Below are 21631 nucleotides of genomic sequence, written 5' to 3'. Positions count from 1 at the left end.
ATTTTTAAATTTTATTTCTACATTTCCAGTTCTGTAACCTTTTTTGCCATTTTCTGGTTCATGCTTTCCGGAATCAATCCCATCAGAAAATTACGGAGTGAATTACCCTTTTCCCATTGAGAAATCTTTCCGATGGTACGGCTGGTATTCACAATATAATCTACTTTTTTCCTTCTGACAGTTTGAAACTTTTCGAAGACTGCATTGAAATCCTGATTCTTCTCCAGCAGTTTTCCGATAATATAAGCATCTTCAATGGCCTGGCAGGCACCTTGTCCCATATTTGGAGTAGTAGCATGGGCAGCATCCCCAATCAGGCACAGGTTTTCAGAATACCATTTGAGAATAGGAGTAAGGTCGGAAATTTCATTACAAATAATATTTTCCTGTGCTGTAGCTTCAATAATATTTAAAACCAGGGAATCATATTCTTTGAAAATATCTTTTATTTCCGCACTTCTGCTAAAACTTCTTTCATTGATGCAGGCGTACCAATATACTTTTTTCTCAGAGATCTTTACAAAGCCAAAACGTTTTCCTTTTCCCCACATTTCAAAAGCTTCATGATGGTATCTTTCGGGCAGCTCAAAGTCTGCAAGACCACGCCAACATTTCTGCCCGGAACCTCGGATAGTTCCCGTTTTTAATATTTGATTTCTAATATTTGATTTTATACCATCTGCCCCAAAGACAACCTTACTTTCTACGTGGGTTCCATTATTAAAATCTAACATATAGTTTTCTCTCTTTTCAATGGTCCTTAAAGAATGGTTGAGCTGAATAGAGGCAGGATCTAAATTTTCTGCTAGAATTCTTTGTAGTTCAGCTCTGTGAATGGCCACATTGCATGAATTATACTTTTTTTCCAGTTCAAGAATCTCCGTTTTTGAAAACGGTTTCATTGACTCGTTGGATAAGGTAATACTATGGATTTTATTGCCCGCATTTTCAATTTTCGCCTTTAAACCCAATTGATCAAAGACCTGCATTGCATTTACAGCCATCATAATTCCGGCTCCCACAGGTTTTATTTCAGGAGCAGATTCGTAGATCGTGAAATCATACTGGTGTTGTTTCAGTACATTTCCGAGGGTAAGTCCGCCGATTCCGGCTCCGATAATTGAAATGCTGTTCATAAGACATCATTTAATTTATAATGTTAAAATATAGCTTTCCGATACTTTTTTAAAGCCGTATCTGCTGAAAAAGTTGTGTGCTCCATGATTGTTGACACCGCTTTCTAATAAGATAAAATTGATATTCCAGTTTTTAGATTCATGAATGGCTTTCTCCAAAAGTGTGCTTCCAAGAGATTGTCCCCGCACGGACTGATCCAGAAGCATATCTTCTAAAATCGCATACTTTTTAAAAGGACTGTTGATCACATTGAAAACCATCATTCCGACGATTTCCCCGCTTTCATTTTCTGCAACCAGAATATTCAGCTTGGAACTGCCATCAGAATTAAAATCAGTAATCAGCTGTTCCGTAAGAATTATTTCAAGATCCGGATTCCAGTGGTGTGAATCGATAGCCCTTCCGGACATCATTTCGCCATGAGAAATGTAGGCATCAGTTTTATGGGTAATAAAAAAGTCTACCAATTCTTTAATGCGGGCTTTATCCGTGAGCCATTTTATTGTATATTTCATGAGATGGACTGGTATTTATTTTAACTTTTTCAATTCTTCCAGCAGTTGGTTCTGTTTGTTGATGAATTGATTGAGATGGTCTGTTTTCAGAGGATGGGCATTTTGGTACTTTTTAATTTCAGGAAGGGTTTTTCTGATTTTGAATACAACATATTGATCATGAAGTGTGACCCTGTTTGCTTTTATTTTAGTGATTAGATCTCTGATGGCCTGAGTTTTTAAATTATATTGGTCAGAGCTGGTTTTAATTTCTTTTTCAATTTTTTTTTTTGTAACAGAATCGGTTACCGAATTTGATAGTTCAGCTGCATCATTATAGTATGTTTCTGATTTTTGAATAACATCATCATATTCAGTCATTGCATCCTCAGCTTCCTTGTCAATAATTTCTATTCTCTTGTCAAGATCCTGTAAAGTTTTATCATTTTTTATCAGCTCCTGATAGATTTCATGAACCAGATTTCCATTACGCGAATATGTGTCTTTCTTGATAGAACCTGAAACTGAAGATTCAGCATTGTCAACTGCATTTTCTACCACAGGAGCCTGCCGTGATTTATTTTCCCTGCATGAAAGTAGAGCTAGTGCCAGCACAGAGGCGAAAAGTATTTTTTTCATAGTATGTTTTGTTTGATAATCTGCATTATATCCAAAGCAACTAAAATAATCATTTCAATTCTATCACCAGTGATTAAAGGATATGATTTTAATTAGTTGAATAAACGTTGAACAATGTTACAATACTTAATCATATATAGTTTCTTAACTATGGAATAAAAAAACGGAGCCTGAAAACAGACTCCGCCTATAAATTTTTTTACGCTAAAATTATTTACCCAGGTAAGATTTAAGGATCTTGCTTCTGGTATTGTGTTTTAGTCTCTTAATTGCTTTTTCTTTGATCTGACGAACCCTCTCTCTTGTAAGATCGAAAGTCTCACCAATTTCCTCTAAAGTCATTGGGTGTTTTCCGTTCAGTCCGAAGTATAATCTTACCAGATCAGCCTCTCTTGGTGTCAAAGTATTTAATGCTCTTTCAATCTCAATTTGTAGAGATTCAAGCATCAGATCTTTATCAGGACTTGGGGATTCTCCTGAACGTAATACATCATAAAGATTAGAATCTTCACCTTCTACCAAAGGTGCATCCATAGACAGGTGTCTTCCGGAGTTTTTCATAGATTCTTTGATATCTTCTTCGCTCATGTCAAGAACTTCAGCCAATTCTTCCGGAGAAGGGGGTCTTTCATTTTCCTGTTCAAGGTGAGCGTATGCTTTATTGATTTTGTTGATAGATCCAATCTTGTTTAATGGTAATCTTACAATTCTTGACTGCTCAGCCAAAGCCTGTAAAATTGATTGACGGATCCACCATACTGCATAAGAGATAAATTTGAAACCTCTAGTTTCATCGTACCTTTTTGCTGCTTTCATTAATCCTAAGTTACCTTCATTGATCAAATCGGGTAAAGAAAGACCTTGATTTTGGTATTGCTTAGATACAGAAACTACGAAACGAAGGTTGGCTTTGATTAATTTCTCCAGTGCGGCTCTGTCGCCGGCACGTATTCTTTGTGCCAATTCTACCTCTTCGTCCGCAGTGATCAGTTCCACTTTACCAATTTCCTGCAAATACTTGTCTAATGAAGCAGTTTCCCTGTTGGTAACCTGCTTAGTGATTTTTAATTGTCTCATTTATTTTATCCTCAAAATAGAGTTACTATAATATATACGTATGAAAAGGTAAAAAGGTTACACAAGGTGCAGTATTTTTTGTAAAATGTATAAAGTAAAATGTATTAATGTATTTTTAAATAATTTAATTAATTGATATTTAGTTGCTTATAGTTGTTTTTCGATTGAAAAAAATATAAATCACAATCATTAAAAATTAGAATTCCTTTGAATCCTGTAATTTTCTTAAACCTTAAACCTTAAACCTTAAACCTTAAACCTTAAACCTTAAACAAAAAAAACGAAACCGAAGTCCCGTTTTTATATCTAAGATTACTATGGCAAGCTATTATGGTTAATGAACCCGCAACCCATAACCCGCAACTAGAAAAGTTCGTTTAAAATTTTCGCCAGTCTCAATCCTCCGTATAGAAGCTGTCTTTCCATTGTTTCATTAAACTTATACTGATAGTCGTAAGATAATTTAGAATCGTTAGGAGTCTGGGCGTAAATCTTGTTGGCAATTTTATGAGAATCATACAACCAGTCTTCCAGTGTTCCGGATTGGATTTGTGCTACTTCCTCTTTAGATTTGGTATCTAAAAGCTTAGAATATTCGGTGTAGCTGTATTTTTGAGAATCTACCAATTTTCCATCCCAAACAGAGTGTAAATTGGTTTTTTCCCCGAAATAGGTAACATTGATTTTATTTCCACCCAAATCTTCTGCTCTTCCTACGTGAAGAGGCTGTGCAAGATCTCCCATAATATGGATAAGGAAGATTAAAGCAATTTTTCTGTCTTTTTCAGAAGTGTTTTTATCTTTGATCTGGCTGGACAGGGTGTTTACCTGAGTATAAAGGCTTGGTCCTGCCTGCGCTTTTAAGTTGTCTTCAAAAGCTTTAAAATCAGTCATCGGATCAATGTTTACATAATGCCATGATGAAGCCTGCTTCCATGCTCCTGTGGTATCAGACTTAATAAAATCCGGCCAGTTCGCCCAGTAAGCCAGGCGCTCTTTTCCCATGATCTTTTTAATCTCTCTTCTTGCTTTTCGGGAAAGGTGGTTTTGTGCAATGTCTGCAATTACCCTGTGTCCCGTTAATCCCCACGCATACGAATAAAGTGAAGAGGCCATGAATGCTAAAATCAGAATTTTAGAATAAATACTTTTCATTTTAAATAACAATTTTCAGTCTGCAAAGATACGTCCCCTTTCGGAATGAGCATGGATTATCCCGAATTTATTCTATAAGATGATGTTAATAAAATTTAATGCAAATAAAAGTGGCAGTTATAGTAGGTTTAACGACTTAAATTTCCATATTTCAGAAAGCGGATATGATGAAAATAAGAGTAGGGCAGTACAAAAGCAGACAAAGGTCCTTTATTAATATATGCTTAATCACAGCGATAAATATGGGAAACTGAACTTTAAACACCTGATAATGAACTGATAATTTTAAATTAAAAAAAGCAAACCCACCCATTAATTACCGTATTTTTACGGAATTTGATGGAAATTATACCTTTTATACCAATAAATTATTATTTTAGAATAAAATTATAGTTAAATTATTTTTTCAAACTTACGAGATATATTATCTTTACAAGTCATAATCAGAGGAAACACTATGTATGAGAATAATATTGTAGATATGCATTACAATAAGCTGCAGACAGACTTTAAGGCTGAAGCTGTGGCGGTTAACCTCTTGAAGTACCATCGTGCGGTAAGCAATATATTCATTGAGCGTGTCGGTATAAACGACCGTGCTTACCTGAAAGACATTAAAAGTATTTCAAGCAGTTATTTAGGATTTGATGAGGAGGTTTTTACTATAGAAAGCTACAGAGAGGGTATTTATGATTACCTTCCGGAAGGTTTGTTCCATCCGCCGTCTCTTGGAGCTTCCAGAAAAAATGTAGATACTGTGGTAAGGGAAATCCGGAAACAGAAAAGGGTAGAAGAGGATGCCCGTAAATTTTTCCGTCCTTTTGAACTGGAAGTGTTTTTTACAGAGATCAGTGCTCTGCTTAAGGAATCTGAGTTTGATATTACAAGCAGCACAGATTCTTTACTGGAAACGGTAAGTGAGCTTTGGCCTCTGATAAAAATGCTGGATAAGCAGAATGCTTATATCTTTATGCATATTTTACCGTTTTTCCATCAGATCAGAGGAGATAAAAGATGGTTTGAAAGATGTATGACTGCTTTTCTGCAGGTACCGGTAAAAGTAACTTTTTCACCTAATATTATTGACGAAATTGAGAAAAATGATGATTCCATGTTACTGGGAAATTCACGACTGGGCGTCACCTATATTCCAAGCGGACCGCATATGGACGGGCAGCGGAACTGGGTGGTAAATATTGGACCCATTCCTTATGGGGATATGAAAAAGTATATCCCGGGAAGTCCGTTCAGAAATGTACTTCAGGCTCTTTATGATTATTTTCTTCCGGTAACAGTGGATGTAGATGAGAATTTTGTCACAGAAAAAGAGGAATATTCATTCAGCCTTGAGGACGATGAAAGAAATGCCAGCCGCCTTGGATACTCTACATTTCTCTAAATTATTTTATTATATTTACAGCTACCAACAAAGTATAAATTCGAAAAGAAACAAATGGAAATTTCTTCAGTAAAAGGTATTTTTTTAAGGTATATCTTAATGCCTTTAATCGCAATTATTATGATGGTTATACTCGGTGTAATCAGGAGAAATAAACCTGCGATAAAAATTAAAGTAATTATTGTATACGTATTGCTGTGCAGCTTATGTCTGGCTATCCCGGGCTTTTTTGGATTTGCCGGAAATCTTTTTAATCCGTACTGGTATCTTATTGCGCAGATTATTTACCTTATTTTTGGAATTATTCATGTGAATCTGCTGCATAAATATTTCAAAAAGCACATCGACTCATTTTCCATGAGTATTTTGTTTGAATCGATACTTTCATTGACGTGTATGGCTTTAGGGGGATATCTTTTCACTCTGCTTTTTAACTGGATGAGTAAAGGAACAGGATATGCTGTAATGGCGGCAACAAGTATGGTGATCTTTGTGGTTCCGATGGTGTTTTATTACTGTTATATCCAGTTTATCAGCATTCCTTTTGATATTTATAAAACATGGAGATATTCGCCGGAGCAGAAACTGCCGGATTTCGAAGGTGCAGATTTTGACAGGCTCATGGTTCTGAATGTGGAACTGAGTAAAAAATTAGAAGATACAAACCGTTTCAGAATTAAAGCGAAAACCCTTCCAACAGGAGTTACTTTCGGAGACTGGTTCTATAGGGTGGTTGATGATTATAACCACAAAAATCCGGGATCTGTCATTCATCTTTCAGACGAAGGAAATGAGCCGTATTACTGGATCTTTTATACGAAAAAATCATTTTTCAGCTTTAGAAAATATATAGATTTCGACCACGACATTACGACAAACAACATTTCTGAAAACGAAGTGGTAATCTGTAAGAGGGTTATTCAGCATGAAGAGGAGGGAGTCACTAGAAAATCATAAACACAAAAATTAAAAAGTATTAAACATGATACAGCCTATTAAACATTTTGCAATCAATTGGGTAGATGGGATGAAAGTTTCCCAGCGACACCTTAATGATCAGGATAATTTCTTAATTGATACCATCAGAGATTCCAATTCACTTGGGATTACTACATATAATTACGGCCTTTTACCTATTTCCAATGAGTTTACAGATCGTACCATTTTTGATGTTCATAACACGGCTACCAATGATGTGCAGCTCGTAATCAAGCGTTGCAGCGCTGTAACGATGGCCGGATACCGTATTGAACTGACAGACAGAAGGATCAGCGTAAAGTCATTGGCAAAATCCATGAACGAAGAGCAGGCAGATGGTGAATATTACATCCTCATCTCTGTAAATCCTTTTGATAAAGTACCTTTTGGTGACATTGATCCTGAAGAAATTCCGCCACGCCACCCAAGCGCACAGCCCAACCACTATATAGAGCTGCTGCCTGTAACATCTTTGAACAGCAGCTATTCGGGGGGAAATTACCTTATTATCGGTAAGGTAGATTTAAAAGGAAATATTGCTCAGGTAGATTCCAATTTTATTCCGCCTTGTGCTTCTGTACAGAGTCATCCGGCTTTAGTAGACTATTACAGCAGTTTTGCAAAATCTATAGGGAATCTTCAGCAATATGCTTTTAAAATTATTCAGAAGGCTTCTCATAAAAATCAGAATACCGCTCTGGCACAAAACGTTAAGTTTCTGTGTACTACTATGGTGAATACGTTTGGAGATATGTACTTCCAGTTCAGAAATATTACCCCTTGGCAGCCGCCTGTATTTTTAATTGAGTCTTTTGCAAGACTGGCGCTTCATCTGTACAATTCAACCCAGCTTCTTGTTCCTGCCGAACTGGAAGAAATGTTGAATTATAGCCTGGAATGGAGTGAAATTGCTCCTCATACTTTACTGAACCAGCTTTCTATTGTTGCAGAAACCAATTATGACCACCATAACTGTGGTGAGCCATTGCTTTATATTCAGCAGATGCTGAGAAGCCTTGAAACGATTTTCTCTAAACTGAGCGAACTGGATTACATTGGTCAGAGAAAAGAAAATATTATCGTTAATGAGCAGGAAGTTTCTACCAATACAAACCCTAAGAGAGGCTGGAGTGTTTTAGATTAATAAAAACTAGTTATAGATAGTATAAAAGTCCTGAGAAATCAGGACTTTTTTTATTGATTACGACATCTCCTGACACCGTATTTTTGTCTTTTTACACTAAAAAACAAAATGAAAAAGGATATATATAAATTTAGTTGTAGTTTAGATAAAAATTTATTAATGATGATGTATGTAAAATCAAAAAATATCGTCTTCGTTGTGATGATGATATGTCTTCCCTCTTTTATATATGCTCAAAGCCAATCTAAGGATCAGGTAATGACAGATAAAGAAATACGAAGTGCGTGTGAAAAAAATCTTCCAAAAATGTGGAAAGAATTACAAACAATAGAACGGGATGACGTTCCAATTGTTTTTAATGCCCAAATGCATGGACCTGGGCGTGCAAAGGGTAAGGTCATGGAATTAAATCCGGAATTTTTTATTAAAAAAAATTTAGAATATCCCGAAGATAGATTATTAATTGTTATTGTACATGAATATGGACATATATTGTTTAACCGAATAAAAGATGACAAGGTTGAAAACTTATCTATGTTTGATAAAAAAATTGAAAATGAATACCAGGCGTTTAAGTATTCCGTGGAATGGGCTTCTGAATATGCGAAAAACGGAGATAAAGGTCCTCTGGAACAAGTTATTACAAATTTGAAGTCAAGGGCAGCTAGTGGTAAAGAGGATGATCCTCATACTCATGCAATTAAAAGGCTTATGGGAGAACCTGTATGGAAGAAAGCAGAAGAAATATTAATATCAAAACAGGCTGTAAATTAAGATTTAGGCTGTCTCAATACGATGGAAGAAATTGAGAGTATCGCAGCTTCTGGAAAATATCAATCATTAATGTGATGATTGGGAAAAAATTAAGCGCCCGGGCAATCTGCCCGGGCGCTTAATTTTATTTTTTGTTCAAAAGATCAAGAGTATGTTCTACGTGTCCGCCACCTTTCCATTCATCATGGCCCGGAATAACCAGGACAGCCTGTGCGTATTTGGTTTGCAGTTTTTTCATAGTTTCTGGCCATTGGGCAACGTTGGCTTCACCGGTGTATCCGAGATCAGCTGCGGCTTTGCTTTTTACAAGGCATCCTCCATCCAGTATTTTATATTTTGGAAACCATACCACCACATTATCAGCAGTATGCCCTTCACCCAAAAAATCTACCACAAATTCTTCGCCGCCGATACGGTAAGGTTTACCCGTTTTTATAATTTCAGTGGAAGTTGCTTTTCCGTCTTTCTTTAAAAGTGCATTGGTTTTCTCTGTTGCATAAGTTTTAATTCCTTTGTTATTGTAAAAGCTTAAATCTCCGGCTCTGTCTTCGTGTGAATGAGTAGCGAATACAGCAATAACAGGAAGGTTATGACGTTTCTGAATGGTATCCATCAGGCTTTGATACTGTGTTTTCTGCCATGGAACATCGAATAAAACCACTCCTTTTCTGGTCACCAGGTAAACGGCATTGGTAGAATATTCTTTACCTCCGAATACCCCGAAAGTTTTGTAAATATAAAAGTTGGGTTTAATCTGCGGCTCAATCACAAAATCCCTTACCTGTGTGGTTTGGGCATTTATAAATGGACTTAATAACATCGAAATAATAAAAAACGGAATGCTTTTTTTCATAATTTTTTGAGTAATAATTAATGTTTGTATTTGTCAGAAAAGACAAAGTCTGAAGATTGTTTTGCAAACCTAGCTAAAAATAAATCTCCGGGATTTATAGAAAAAGAGTTTAACCGTTTTTTAACAGTATCCAAAAAATTCTTTAACAGCTTAAAAAATTAAAACCCAATTTTTTTGAACCACCAAGACTATAATAAGTTGTTAAGAGTATTCAGACAAATGAGTTGAGCTTGACAATCAGAATGATTCTTAATGGTTTAAATTTTAAATGTCAAACCTAACAGGTTTTAAAAACCTGTTAGGTTTATTTATTCAGTTTTAATGATTTATTTCTTAACAAGTATTTTCTCAGTTGCTTTTTTGCTTAAAATTTCTGTTTTTCCATCAATTTCTATGGTCATTGATTTATCAAAACTTTCAATTTTAATGATTTTTACTTTGGTATTAAGGAGAAGATTCCTATCGTTCAGGTAATTTAAAAAAGCACCGTCAGAAAGAGTAACAGAAGCAAAAGTTACTGTTTCTCCGGGCGCGCAGCTGCTGAGCTTCTGTAAATCCTGGGCAATGATATTTCCGTCTTTATCAGGAATAGGCTCTCCATGAGGATCAAATTTAGGATGATCCAGAATTTCATCCATTTTATCAAAAAAAAGTTGAGAATGTACATGCTCAAGCTGTTCTGCAATTTCATGAACATTTTCCCAGCCAAAATTCATTTTTTTAACCAAAAACATTTCGGTAAGCCGGTGTTTACGAACAACCAGGGCAGCTTCCCGCATTCCATTTTCTGTAACGATTAAGGGCTTATAAGTTTCATAGATGACCCACTTTTTCTCGGCAAACTTCTTCATCATATTATTGACACTCGGCATTTTTACATTCAAAAATTTACTGAGCTCATTAATCGTAGCCTTACCTTCATTGTCAACTAAATGAAACAAAGCTTTCAGGTAATTCTCTTCTGTTAGGGTTGTTTTCAAAATGTTAGATGATTTTCAATACAAATCTAACAAAATAAAATGAAAAGTTGACTCTTGTTATTTTAACTTTTTTTAATTTTACTCTATGAAATTTTCATTCAAAAACGACTATTCTGAAGGCTGCCACCCGAATATTTTGCAGGCACTTTTACAGAATAATCTTGATCAGCAGGCCGGATATGGAGAAGATGAGTATTCATTAAAAGCTAAAACATTAATTAAAGAAAAAATCAACAATCAGAATGCTGAAGTTTTTTTGGTTTCGGGAGGAACACAGGCTAACTTAATTGTTATTTCAGCAATCTTAAAGCCTTATCAATGTGTGGTTTCTGCCGCTCCCGGCCATATCCTGAACAATGAAACAGGAGCTATTGAAGCCACTGGCCATAAAGTATTGAGCATTGATACAGCAGATGGAAAGCTAAGACCATCGGATATTGTTCCTGTGCTGGAAAATCATAGAAATGTTCCGCATCAGGTAATGCCTAAGCTGGTATATATCTCGAATTCTACAGAGCTGGGAACTATTTACCTGGCAAAAGAGCTGGAAGAGCTGTCTGCATTCTGTAAACAAAATAACCTATTCCTGTTTATGGACGGTGCAAGGCTGGGGCATGGCCTAATGTCTGAAATCAGTGATCTTACCCTGGAAAAAGTAGCTGCCCTTACTGATGTCTTCTACCTTGGGGGAACTAAGAACGGCGCATTGATAGGAGAGGCTATTGTTATCAATAATCCTGTGCTTCAGGAGGATTTTGCATTCAATATCAAGCAGAAAGGAGCATTACTGGCTAAAGGAAGGCTTTTGGGAATCCAGTTTTTGGAGCTGATGAAAGATAATCTGTATTTTGATCTGGCACAACATGCGAACCAGCAGGCCATGAAGATAAAAAATGCATTGCGGAAAAAAGGAGTTGCATTTCTTGCAGATACCTATACCAACCAGATTTTTCCTGTTTTAAATAATCATCTTATTAAAATATTATCAGAAAATTTTGAATTTTTTGTCTGGAAAAAAGTGGATGAAAACCTTTCAGCGATTCGTCTTATTACTTCGTGGAATACGGGTAATGAAGCTGTGAACCGTTTTATTGAAGTTATTGAAAAAGAATTACCATAAAAATGAAGAGGCTGTCTCAAAAGTCCATCAGGTCTTTTGTCATTCTGACGAAGGAAGAATCTCAATCATAAACAACTAGATGAGATTCTTCACTACATTTTATTTCGTTCAGAATGACACTTTTGAGACAATCTCTTTTTTGTTTTATAATAAATTATTTTTTCAAAGCTTCATTGACTATTTTACAGTCTGCAGGCGTTAGCTTCTGTCCGTCTTTGTAGCTGATTTTTTTCTCATCAGCATACTTAGACTGTCCGTCTTCCTCTTTATGATCACCAATACCTTCTGTTAAAGTATTATCTTTCTGAATGAAGTAAATGTCTCTCTTGCTTTTTTTGCCTTCAGAAGAGAATTCATAGGTCAGCTTTAGGGTATCTCCTGATTTAAAACCGGTTACATCTCCTTTTGAGCTGTCCTTTTCACTGTTTTTATACAATAATTTTCCGGTGATGGTTCCCAGATTGTCATCAATAGAAGCAAAAACACTGTCTTTACCTGTAGCTCCGATATAACAGAACGATTTTGGTCCAAGGGTATCTATTACAGGTTCTTCTACAGCAAGAGTATCTGCTTCCGCTTTGGGAGCCGGTGCTTCAGTTTTCTTATTACAGTTGATTAAAAAAGCTGATACAGCGCCCAATAAGATTAATTTTTTCATATCCTTAATTGTTAAAATCAAATTTCTATACTGCTAAAATAACAATAGTATTTGTATATTAAAAATAAGATATAAATAGATAATGATTTTATGATGAAAATTAATATTTAGGAAAATAGATTTTAATAAAAAATATTAATTGAAGTATTGGGTAAATATTGAAAAATAAATCAGCCGTTTTTTAACCAAACTGATCCCATGACAAAATTAAAGTGATGCCCAATATTCAAAAGAAGGCCAAAAATTCCTCCGCCGGATGGCAAAAACTCATCAGCCCTATAGTTCACACGTTCAAAATTCCTCTGAAACCTCTTGCCGCATAATAAGAATCTGCGCCATTGTGGTATGTAAATACAGTGTTGTACCGTCTGTCGCAGAAAATAGCACCTCCGAGCTCCCGGATTTGACCTGGTGTTTTTATCCAGCTTGAAGTCTTTTGGTCAAATTTTCCTAATTCCTGAAGACGTCGGTATTGCTCTTCTGTCAAAATTTCAATACCCATTTCAGAGGCGGTGTCAATGGCGTTGCTCTCCGGCTTATTCGCTTTTCTGGTATTCCAGGCCTGATAATCATAGCATAGACTTCTTCGTTTCGGGCTTTCCGGAGAACAGTCGATGAAGGAATATTCGCCTGTTTTTCTATTGTAATCTACTACGTCGGGTTCTCCTTCTGTAGTTTCCATTTTGTATAAAGACCCTATTTTTTCTGGGCTGGCTTCCAGTTTTTGCTGGATTTCCTCCCATTTCAGGTCCTTATGACGGTTCATATTTTTTTCGAATCGGACTTTTAATGTTTTTAAAAGCTCGTTGATCTGTTCCGGGGTTAGTTTCTTTTTCATATCAAATTTGTTTTACAGTTGCTTTGTTGTGTAGTGTTGTGTTGCTGGAAATCGCAAAAATGCAAGTTTTTTGAAAATGAGTGGCTGTTTAAGGTGCAACGATTTTATCTTCGGTAAAATTTCTTTCTTTTTTAATCTTAAAAATAATTAATCAATAGCAGTGACTTTTCTTTCTGCGGGTCTGAAATACCAGGAAATAATAACCAAAAACAATAATAATACGGCAGGAAATGTTCTGCCTGCTGTGTCACCAACAATAAGATGGGAAATAACAGCTGCTGACATGACAAAGAAAAATCCTGCATAGGCCCATTCTTTTAAAAGCGGACGCTTTGGAATCAGTACGGCAATAATGCCCAGGATTTTCCATACTCCGATGATGGTCATCAGATAAGAAGGGTAGCCGAGATTGGTAAAATTGGCCAGTTCATCTTTGTTTTTCATCAGTTGGACAATGGCAGTGGAAACCATTCCCAGAGCCATCCAAAGGGTAAATATCCAATAGATGATCTTTGTTCTTTTTTGTGATGGTTGTGGTGTGTTCATGATCTGTTTTTTTCGTTAATCGTTTAATCCTATTCCGTCCATTATTTGTGGGATGCATTTTTCTATGCGGGCTTCACGGGTTTTGGACTGTTTTGCAGAGGAGAAGTGGAGCAGGTAGGCTCTTTGCCTTCCCGGAGTTAATGCTTTGAAAGCTTCCTGTAATACCGGGTTCTGATCCAGTTTATTTTGAAACTCTTCAGGCATTTCAAACTCTTTTGTTTTTTTCATTTCCACTTTAGCGCCTGATTCTTCAATTTCCACGGCTTCAAACATATAGCTGCGTAAAACCTGTTCCATATCATTGATCTGTTCAATATCAGTAAAACGGATCTGTCTTGCCGCCTGCACGTTTTCAGTCTGCTGGATCAGGATATGATCGGGATCTTTCATCAAAGCGCCTTTAAAGAAAAGCAGGGCACAATATTCCTTAAAACCGTGGATCAGGAAAATATTTTTCCCTTCATAGGTATAACATGGGCAGCCCCATTTTAAATCTTCCACCAATTCGGTGCTGAGGGCGATGGTTCTTAATTTTTCAAATTCTTCCTGCCATTGTCCGGCTTTTTCGAAGAAAAAATTCACTTTTGGATTCATGTTTTTAAGTTTTAGAGTGGTAGGGTTGGAAAGTTTGAGAGTGGGAGAGTATGAGAGTTTAATGTTCAAGGTTTAAAGTTGTTATCCTTTCAAAGATCATTGACGATTCACTTGCAAAGCAAAACTCACTATTGACATTGATATTCACAATTTGAAACTTCGGCGTCCATTGTCTCTCATCTCTTCGTCTATTATCTCTTCATCTATTATCTATTTATCTATTATCATCAATATCTCTCCCATCTCATTTAAACAGCTCCTGCAAACGGTTATGGGCCCTATTGATTCCCTGTGCGAATGGCATTTTCAGATGTTGGTCTCTGCAGTCTACAGATTTATAAATGGTTTGGATCGTAATTTTGCTGGTGGTATCCGTTAACTTTTCAAATTCTAAAAACTCAATCTGAGCCGGAAAAGGGGTGTTTTCCATCTGGAAAGTTCTTATAATTTTCTCATTCTGAACAATGTCATGAATGGTTCCGTTGGCACTGAAAACTACATCACCCTGTGGATTTGACGTTTCGAAACGATAACTTCCATGCTGCTTATTTTCGAATTTGGTTACTTTCGTTCCCATCCATTGCTCGAATAGTTCAGCTTCTGTATATGCTTTGAAAAGCAGTTCTACAGGAAGATCAAATTCTCTGGTGATGAAAATTTCCTGTTGGCCGTCTTCGGCATGGATTTTTGTTTTAAGTTCCATATTTTGAGTTTGGTTTTTAAGGTTTGAGAGTTTGAGAGTTTGAGAGTTTGAGAGTTTGAGGGTTTGAGGGTTTGAGGGTTTGAGCGTTTGAGCGTTTGAGATTGGAGAGTATAAGGGGTCAAGGTTTAACGTTTAATTTTTAATGTTTAAAATTGTTATCCTTTCACTGATCATTGAAGATTTACCTGCAAAGCAAAATTCGCTATTGGCATTGAGGTTTAGAGTTTAAACTTTGACATTCATTGTCTCTCATCTCTTCGTCTTTCATCTTTTATCTTTTATCTTTTTATCTCATATTATTTATTATTTATGTTTTGGAAGGCTTTCATCACACTTTCCAGCTTGTTGAACTTCTCATCCCACATTTTGCGGAAAGGTTCTATAAAATCAGCTATTTCTTTCATTTTATTGGGATTTAGGTGATAGATAATTTCTCTGCCGTTTTGCTCAGATGTTAACAGTTCACATTCTGTAAGGATATGGAGATGCTTTGAAACGGTAGGCCTTGCCGTATCAAAATTTGAGGCTATAGCTCCCGCCGTCATCGACTGTGCCGCCACCAACATCAATATAGACCGTCTCGTAGGATCTGCTATCGCCTGAAATACATCTCTTCTTAAATTCATTGTGTAGTTATTTGACTACGAATATATGTGTAGTTATTTAGCTACGCAAATTTTTTTGAATTTATTTTAAAAAATATAAACCCTTTTGTATCTCGTTAATAAAAGGGTTTATATTATTATTAAAATCTGAACCAGATTTTTGTTGAAACTTTAGCTATTGGGTTAATATTTTTCTTTACAGGTTTATTATATATTTAGATATTCATACACTAAAGCAATGGCGACACTTTTACGAACTGTGCTCTCGTCAACAGCATAATAATCTGTAATATCTGCTTGATTTGTGAGAGATTATTTATTTTTTATAAAAGCCCCAATGTATTTTCCGTTATATTCTACAACAGTAGTTTTAATATTCAATTTATCACAAAAATCCTGATAAGCAGAATTATCACCAATATCATCACTGATAAAGACTGCACCGGGCTTCAATCTTTTATAAATCTGATGGTAAGCCCACATTCTTCCATGGTAGCTTTTGTCTGAATCATAGTGAAAAACATCAAAAGAGGAGACTTGTTTGAAAATTTTAGGCAAAGATTCTCTATCTGCAAAGCGAAATAGCTGCCAATATTTTTTAAGGTTTTCAGGTACAACATAGCCCACATACTGATCACCGTCCTGAGCAAGATAAGGCATATCTGAGCTATACAATGTACCGTTTTTTTTTGAAGTGAAAGCAATATTGCTAAAGAAGACCATCCGTAAGCGACTCCTGTTTCAAGAACATTTTGCGCTTTGGTAAATTCACAGGCATAATAAATAAGCTCCAGTGCACCAGGACCGCCCATTGTAATAGGACATTCCTTTTCTTTTAAGGTTGCTTTTTCCAGAATATCGGCATATTTAGACCTGAAATTATCAATATCCATAGAAAAAAGCCTGGAAACTGCTTCCTTTTGGGAAACCGCTATGGAGGCGGCCCAGCAATTTGTTTTTGCTTTTCCTTTAAACGGACTTCTTCTGCTTAGTGTATTTTTAATGATTTTTCTGCCCAGTTCAGGATAAAGAGCAGGTCGTTTGAGATAAGCTACAAATGTTTTAAGAACTGTTGACATGTTATTGATTGTATTAAAGTTACAAGACAAATGTATTTTAATAAAAACCATATTGTATTGAGGCAATATTAATATTGAGATTAAATCTTTAATATTTTTTAATAATAGGATTTGGTACTGAACCAGTAAGGCATTTTATTTTTTGATGTAAGCGTAAAGTTTTAAAGTGATAATGGGCTCATATTTTATCGCAGCAAAGGATGGCCAATGGACTTGCCTGATATGGAGTATGAATAGTTTCGGCCGCCAAAGGCGGCCGAAACATATGAGTTATGAAATATTGTTGTAAGATTAAATAAGCATCCGTCTGAGAAAGGTCTTAAGTTGATTCCCTTTCCATAGGACAATTCTTTTTTATAGAATACTGAACAGATTCAATATCAATCTGATTCTTTGTTTTAAAGATGTTTTTTCTTCTTGTTTAAGCTGAAACCGTCCTTTTATATTTAAGTAGGAGTTTTTATTTTTTCTTTACAAAATGTCTGTCCAGAAATATGTGGAGCACGGTCATAAAAACGTTCATATTTTTCTGCTTTTTCATTTGGGTAGGTATTGGTTATTTTTTTATAACACACTAAAAAGTGTGTTGTTTTATGGATGCAAATGTATAAAATAATTGTATAAACAGAAAGATAAATTGGACGAAATTATGTTGATCATGTTTAATTGGCTGTTGCTGTCGAAGACTATACTCAGGAAATTGCCTTATCTTTGAGGATCCGATGTTTCTACATTAATCAATATTATCATAGATGAAATTTTTACTAGACCTTTTATTTCGTGTTTTACAGCTTTTTACAGAACCTTATTTCCTGTTATTTCTTGCAGTAGTTATCATAGCACTGTTAAAAAGAAAAAATAAGCGTAAAAATCTGAGAGCAGGAATTTGTATACTGGTAGTTTTGGTTATTATCATGATTGGAAATGGTTTTCTGGGAAAATTAACTTCCGGGTATCTGCAGAAAAGTTACGTCCATACTACAATGAATAAGAATACAGCTTCTCAAAATCCTGTTATTGTAGTATTGGGCGGCGGGGTTGTAGATGTTGATAATGTTGAAAAACTACATACCATGTCTTATTCCAGACTGGTTACAGCCTATCAGCTGTATCATGAGTACCGGAAAAATAATCTGCCTTGTAAAATAATAATTTCCGGAAAGGGAAGGGGACATACGAGTGAAGCAGAATTATTCAGTGAAAATTTTAAGAAAATGGGGGTTTCAGATGCCGATATTATTAAGGAAGATAAAAGCATGAACACTTATGAGAATGCGAAATATTCCAGCAAAATCATAAAGCAGATGGCTCCTTCCCATATTTACCTGGTAACTTCAGGGTTTCATATGAAAAGATCTGTTTCTTTGTTTCAGACATTTGGATTGAATCCTGCTCCTCAGACATCCGATTTTATAGATACAGAAATAACGATATTTCCTAACAGCTATAATGCTGCTTTTACGTTTGTGATGCTTAAAGAAGTTCTGGGCATATGGCAGGTACAGCTGTATAACAGTTTGGGAATGAATGGATAGTTACTTTAAAATAAATAGATTAAGTGTGCTTTAAATTGTCTTTCTGGTTGAAATAAAACTGTCGTACAAAAAAGCGATAATATGCCCAAACAAAACGTATTTTTCAAGTCAGGAACTATGCTATCTAACTGAAGACAGAGGAGATATATGGGCGAAAACGCTTCCATGCATAAATCAGATAATTCCAGCAAACATCTGCCGCTCACATGGTTTCAATCTGCTGAAATCAGATCCCGATAAAAATTTATATTCTTACATATAAAATACATTAAACTTGTGGCCGTCAGGATCAGCAAAAACAAAACCATAATAATTTTCTCCAAAGCTTTCAGGTGCTGAGACAATGGCGCCTCCGGCATTTTTTACTTCTTCAGCCCATTCATCTACCTGGATTTTACTTTCTGCAGAAAGGGTAAATATAATTTCGTTCGAGCTTTGTGGATCTCCGAATTTCATGCTTTTCAGGTTGTTTTCAATGACGTTTTTTAAGAAAAAGTGAATAATCAATTCATTTCCAGCCATAAAAAAACTCACCAGTTCATTGGAAGTATGTGGATTATTGGGTCTGAAACCCAGCTCAGTATAGAATTTTTGTGTACGTTCAAGGTCGGCTACGGCCAGATTGGCCCAGATCATTTTAGGTTTCATACTATTTTATTTTTTGGTTAGGATAAAGGTATTTTGTTTTTACGGAATAAAAACTGTCATGTGGCAAGATTTCGTATTTTTAAGGGGCAGATGAACATTATGGAAAATACACTTCAGGAATTAGATTCAAATATTAAGAGAGTAAGGGCTGACTTTTATAACAGTTTACAGCATTCACCGGAAGAAAAGAGTATCCGGCAACTGGAAGAAAAATATAATATCCGGCTTCCTCGGGATTTGAAAGCATTCTATTTTTGGAAGAATGGACAGGAGAGTTGTTGTTATGAAGCATTTGTAAACAATTCTACATTTATTCCTTTGGAGGAAGCGCTTGATACTGCCCAGGAATTTACATCAATGATTGGGACAGATTTTGACATTGAAAACTGGTGGAACCGTAATTGGATTCCTGTTTTTCATAATGGCGGCGGAAGCTATATTTGCTATGATCTGGATGGAACTTTTACAGGAAACAAAGGCCAGATTCTTGAATTCTGGAACAGAGATTCTGACAGGAATGTAATTGCTTCCAGCCTGGAAAATTTTTTAAAACAGATCAACAGTTTGTATAGGGAAAGCTCAGCAGAAAACAGCGATGAATTTTTCACTGTAGAATACGAAGATGGCTTTCCTGTTAAATTTTCCGTTGAGTAATTTAACATAATATAAAGGGAGGCAAATTGTAATTATAGATTGAAGGCCCCTTAAAGACCCTTGACAGGGGTTATTTTCTCAACAAAATTTCTTGCAAACAATAATTGATACAGGAAGATTTTTCTTTCGTCGGAAACTAAAGATTCCATACAGTCAATCACAAAAACAGTCAATCACAAAGCGAATTATTTTGACTTTCAAGAAACATTATTTTTCTGGCCATGAATTCCACACGACCATTTTTTTTTCAAAGTTTGATTTTCACACCGTTTAAAGAAAATTCACAAGTGTACGGCCTTGTAGAGGAATACGAAGTAAAAAAACTGTAGAAGGCAAAGAAATAATTTATCTGTATTTTAATTCTTATGGATGTCTGATCATTTTTGGATTGTTTTATGCGTAAAGGAGAGTCCTTAGAAACCGTTATAGGGTATTTGGCTGAGAAATATTGGAAATAACGGATTCTGGGGTGGTTAATACTCTATTTCAGCGGGATAATAAAAGTCCTATAATTTATATTATGTTAAATTGTATATTATTTTGGTATCACAGATCTACAGAATTTTTTTATTTTATCCTCTTGGTTATTGCATCAGATTTTTCAAGTAATAATAAACTCTATTTCCGGTTTTGCTGAGCAGCTTCTATTTTCTATGACCGTCATAAGCTCATAAGTGTATCAATCTCATGCAAAATAAATGGCGGGTTAAGGAATCTTTACATTAAGCCTTAATCCGCCACTTTTATAAACTGCTGCTAGCAGAGATTTTTTTATTTATTTAATTTTTCTAATTCTGGTAATTCACTTTTATACTTTTCAACATCCCAAACTAAATTCCAATTTTTAACGTAGTCAGAGATTGGCCCTAAGCCGACTTCTGTTCTTCTTTTATCTACATTATCAGGATCAATTAAAGGTAAAACATATAGAGCTTTATTATTTGGATTGGTTCCTATCTGGCTTCCGTATATTTGTTTTCTACCTTCACGGATTTCTATTCTGTCAATTAACAAAGCTAAAGAACCTGGACTTGCATTTCCTTTTGTTACAGCGTCTTTCATCATGGGTAAATATTTTTTCTGCGTTTCCAGATCTGAATGCTGAATAACAAGAAATAATGCACTATTGGCTTGTGCACCCACCTTGTCTTTACCCACCCAGCCTTTTTCATCTAATATTTTTTTTACTTTTAGTAAGTTAAGCGAGTCTTTCTGCATTGTTATTTTCCAAAGGTCATTCATTTCTTTAGATTCCGGGCCGAATTTTTTTTGCGTTTCATCCATTTGCATTCTGTATTTTTGGTCTTCCTCAAGAATTGCCAATAATTCAGCCTGCAATGGTTTGTCATAATTTGCTTCTATTACTGCTATTTTTTTCTCTAACTTTTCAATTGTTTTCCCCCATTCTTTTTTTGAATGTAAGCTTTCTAAATCTGTATCAGACTTTAAGTGCTTTAGATTGGTCCAGCCTTTATCTATGGATAGGTTCAGCCATTTGAATGCTTGTTTTGTATTTCCAGCCAAAGAAGATGAGCATGCGCCATTATATAAGTGACTAGGATTTTCGCTTTCAATTTTAAAAGCTTTACTATATAAATCAGTAGACATTTTATAATCTTTTGCTTCATATAATTTATTAGCTTCATTAATTAATTTTGAATATTCCTGAGCATTAACACCTGTGAATAAAAATAATAATAACAACGCATAAATAGTGTTTCTCATTTTTTCTGTATTTAATTGTTAAATTTTAGATGGTTACGTTTTGTTTTCAGGCTCAATTAAGTTATACAACTTTCTTAAAGCCATTTTATGCTACTAATATAAAGTTTATTTTGATGATGAGATTGTTAAGAAATCACAAAAAATTTTCATCCTAAATTTTCTACTTTCTTGGAAATTAAATTGAATTTTTTAACCAATAATAGTTTAAAAAGTTCTGTTACCTTAGTTTGCAGTTGGTTTTCTTAGTTTAATAAAGCTCCAAAATCCGCAGATTTTGGAGCAGGGTTTAAATAGCT

23 protein-coding genes are annotated in these 21631 nt (G+C 35.3%); 7 read left to right on the top strand and 16 right to left on the bottom strand.

Features of this window, described 5'->3' with window-relative positions:
• Positions 1–17 precede the first annotated feature (17 nt).
• The 5 genes from ACP3T3_RS04400 to ACP3T3_RS04380 form a co-directional block, all read right to left on the bottom strand.
• Positions 18–1136, bottom strand: coding sequence for an FAD-dependent monooxygenase (locus tag ACP3T3_RS04400; RefSeq protein ID WP_426478709.1), 1119 nt, complete (start codon positions 1134–1136; stop codon positions 18–20).
• A gap of 15 nt (positions 1137–1151) precedes the next feature.
• Positions 1152–1652, bottom strand: a complete 501-nt coding sequence (locus ACP3T3_RS04395) for a GNAT family N-acetyltransferase (RefSeq protein WP_426478708.1) — start codon at positions 1650–1652, stop codon at positions 1152–1154.
• 15 nt (positions 1653–1667) lie between these two features.
• Positions 1668–2270: a hypothetical protein gene (locus ACP3T3_RS04390; RefSeq protein ID WP_426478707.1), complete on the bottom strand. Its 603-nt coding sequence runs from the start codon at positions 2268–2270 to the stop codon at positions 1668–1670.
• 210 nt (positions 2271–2480) lie between these two features.
• A complete protein-coding gene (locus ACP3T3_RS04385; protein WP_002979276.1) occupies positions 2481–3347 on the bottom strand; it encodes a sigma-70 family RNA polymerase sigma factor in 867 nt (288 codons plus the stop codon).
• 363 nt (positions 3348–3710) lie between these two features.
• Positions 3711–4502, bottom strand: coding sequence for a S1/P1 nuclease (locus ACP3T3_RS04380; RefSeq protein ID WP_426478706.1), 792 nt, complete (start codon positions 4500–4502; stop codon positions 3711–3713).
• Positions 4503–4959: 457 nt separating this feature from the next.
• Here ACP3T3_RS04380 and ACP3T3_RS04375 point away from each other — a divergent pair, with 457 nt between their 5' ends.
• From ACP3T3_RS04375 to ACP3T3_RS04360, 4 genes are all read left to right on the top strand, one after another.
• A complete protein-coding gene (locus ACP3T3_RS04375; protein ID WP_426478705.1) occupies positions 4960–5901 on the top strand; it encodes a type VI secretion system baseplate subunit TssG in 942 nt (313 codons plus the stop codon).
• Positions 5902–6021: 120 nt separating this feature from the next.
• Positions 6022–6858 carry a TssN family type VI secretion system protein gene (locus ACP3T3_RS04370; protein ID WP_426478704.1) on the top strand — a complete coding sequence of 279 codons (837 nt, stop codon included), beginning with the start codon at positions 6022–6024 and terminating at the stop codon, positions 6856–6858.
• Between the two features lie 25 nt (positions 6859–6883).
• Complete coding sequence (locus ACP3T3_RS04365) at positions 6884–8023, top strand: hypothetical protein (protein ID WP_426478703.1); 1140 nt, start codon at positions 6884–6886, stop codon at positions 8021–8023.
• A 108-nt stretch (positions 8024–8131) separates the two neighbouring features.
• Complete coding sequence (locus tag ACP3T3_RS04360) at positions 8132–8797, top strand: hypothetical protein (protein WP_426478702.1); 666 nt, start codon at positions 8132–8134, stop codon at positions 8795–8797.
• A gap of 124 nt (positions 8798–8921) precedes the next feature.
• On the opposite strand, the gene blaIND is transcribed toward ACP3T3_RS04360, so the two are convergent.
• Both blaIND and ACP3T3_RS04350 read right to left on the bottom strand, forming a co-directional pair.
• On the bottom strand, positions 8922–9650 hold the full coding sequence (blaIND, locus tag ACP3T3_RS04355; protein WP_426478701.1) for an IND family subclass B1 metallo-beta-lactamase: 729 nt from the start codon (positions 9648–9650) through the stop codon (positions 8922–8924).
• 326 nt (positions 9651–9976) lie between these two features.
• Entirely contained in the window at positions 9977–10630 is a 654-nt protein-coding gene (locus tag ACP3T3_RS04350) for a metal-dependent transcriptional regulator (RefSeq protein WP_426478700.1), read from the bottom strand.
• Positions 10631–10715: 85 nt separating this feature from the next.
• Here ACP3T3_RS04350 and ACP3T3_RS04345 point away from each other — a divergent pair, with 85 nt between their 5' ends.
• A complete protein-coding gene (locus tag ACP3T3_RS04345; RefSeq protein ID WP_426478699.1) occupies positions 10716–11750 on the top strand; it encodes a threonine aldolase family protein in 1035 nt (344 codons plus the stop codon).
• A gap of 154 nt (positions 11751–11904) precedes the next feature.
• Here ACP3T3_RS04345 and ACP3T3_RS04340 read toward each other — a convergent pair whose 3' ends face one another.
• The 7 genes from ACP3T3_RS04340 to ACP3T3_RS04310 all read right to left on the bottom strand — a co-directional run bounded on the left by ACP3T3_RS04340 (position 11905) and on the right by ACP3T3_RS04310 (position 16354).
• Entirely contained in the window at positions 11905–12408 is a 504-nt protein-coding gene (locus ACP3T3_RS04340) for a hypothetical protein (RefSeq protein ID WP_426478698.1), read from the bottom strand.
• A 283-nt stretch (positions 12409–12691) separates the two neighbouring features.
• Positions 12692–13246, bottom strand: a complete 555-nt coding sequence (locus tag ACP3T3_RS04335; protein WP_426478697.1) for a DUF4256 domain-containing protein — start codon at positions 13244–13246, stop codon at positions 12692–12694.
• A gap of 147 nt (positions 13247–13393) precedes the next feature.
• Entirely contained in the window at positions 13394–13792 is a 399-nt protein-coding gene (locus ACP3T3_RS04330) for a DoxX family protein (RefSeq protein ID WP_426478696.1), read from the bottom strand.
• A 15-nt stretch (positions 13793–13807) separates the two neighbouring features.
• On the bottom strand, positions 13808–14386 hold the full coding sequence (locus tag ACP3T3_RS04325) for a YdeI/OmpD-associated family protein (protein ID WP_426478695.1): 579 nt from the start codon (positions 14384–14386) through the stop codon (positions 13808–13810).
• 244 nt (positions 14387–14630) lie between these two features.
• A complete protein-coding gene (locus tag ACP3T3_RS04320; RefSeq protein ID WP_426478694.1) occupies positions 14631–15089 on the bottom strand; it encodes an SRPBCC domain-containing protein in 459 nt (152 codons plus the stop codon).
• A gap of 296 nt (positions 15090–15385) precedes the next feature.
• Positions 15386–15715: an ArsR/SmtB family transcription factor gene (locus ACP3T3_RS04315; protein WP_426478693.1), complete on the bottom strand. Its 330-nt coding sequence runs from the start codon at positions 15713–15715 to the stop codon at positions 15386–15388.
• A 291-nt stretch (positions 15716–16006) separates the two neighbouring features.
• The gene (locus ACP3T3_RS04310) at positions 16007–16354 is read right to left on the bottom strand and encodes a class I SAM-dependent methyltransferase (RefSeq protein WP_426479942.1); all 348 of its coding nucleotides are present in this window, start codon (positions 16352–16354) and stop codon (positions 16007–16009) included.
• A gap of 1171 nt (positions 16355–17525) precedes the next feature.
• Here ACP3T3_RS04310 and ACP3T3_RS04305 point away from each other — a divergent pair.
• A complete protein-coding gene (locus ACP3T3_RS04305) occupies positions 17526–18308 on the top strand; it encodes a YdcF family protein (protein ID WP_426478692.1) in 783 nt (260 codons plus the stop codon).
• 252 nt (positions 18309–18560) lie between these two features.
• Here ACP3T3_RS04305 and ACP3T3_RS04300 read toward each other — a convergent pair whose 3' ends face one another.
• Positions 18561–18956 (bottom strand): VOC family protein, encoded by a 396-nt coding sequence (locus ACP3T3_RS04300; protein WP_426478691.1) that lies wholly within the window; start codon positions 18954–18956, stop codon positions 18561–18563.
• 60 nt (positions 18957–19016) lie between these two features.
• On the opposite strand from ACP3T3_RS04300, the gene ACP3T3_RS04295 reads away from it, so the two are divergent.
• A complete protein-coding gene (locus ACP3T3_RS04295; protein WP_426478690.1) occupies positions 19017–19610 on the top strand; it encodes an SMI1/KNR4 family protein in 594 nt (197 codons plus the stop codon).
• A 771-nt stretch (positions 19611–20381) separates the two neighbouring features.
• Here the strand turns inward: ACP3T3_RS04295 and ACP3T3_RS04290 are convergent.
• Positions 20382–21335 carry a DUF6624 domain-containing protein gene (locus ACP3T3_RS04290; RefSeq protein ID WP_426478689.1) on the bottom strand — a complete coding sequence of 318 codons (954 nt, stop codon included), beginning with the start codon at positions 21333–21335 and terminating at the stop codon, positions 20382–20384.
• Positions 21336–21631: the final 296 nt, after the last annotated feature.

Source organism: Chryseobacterium sp. CBSDS_008, from assembly GCF_049959325.1.
GTDB lineage: Bacteria > Bacteroidota > Bacteroidia > Flavobacteriales > Weeksellaceae > Chryseobacterium.
Note: the sequence above shows the minus strand (reverse complement) of the source record. Positions and strands in the feature narration are given on the sequence as shown.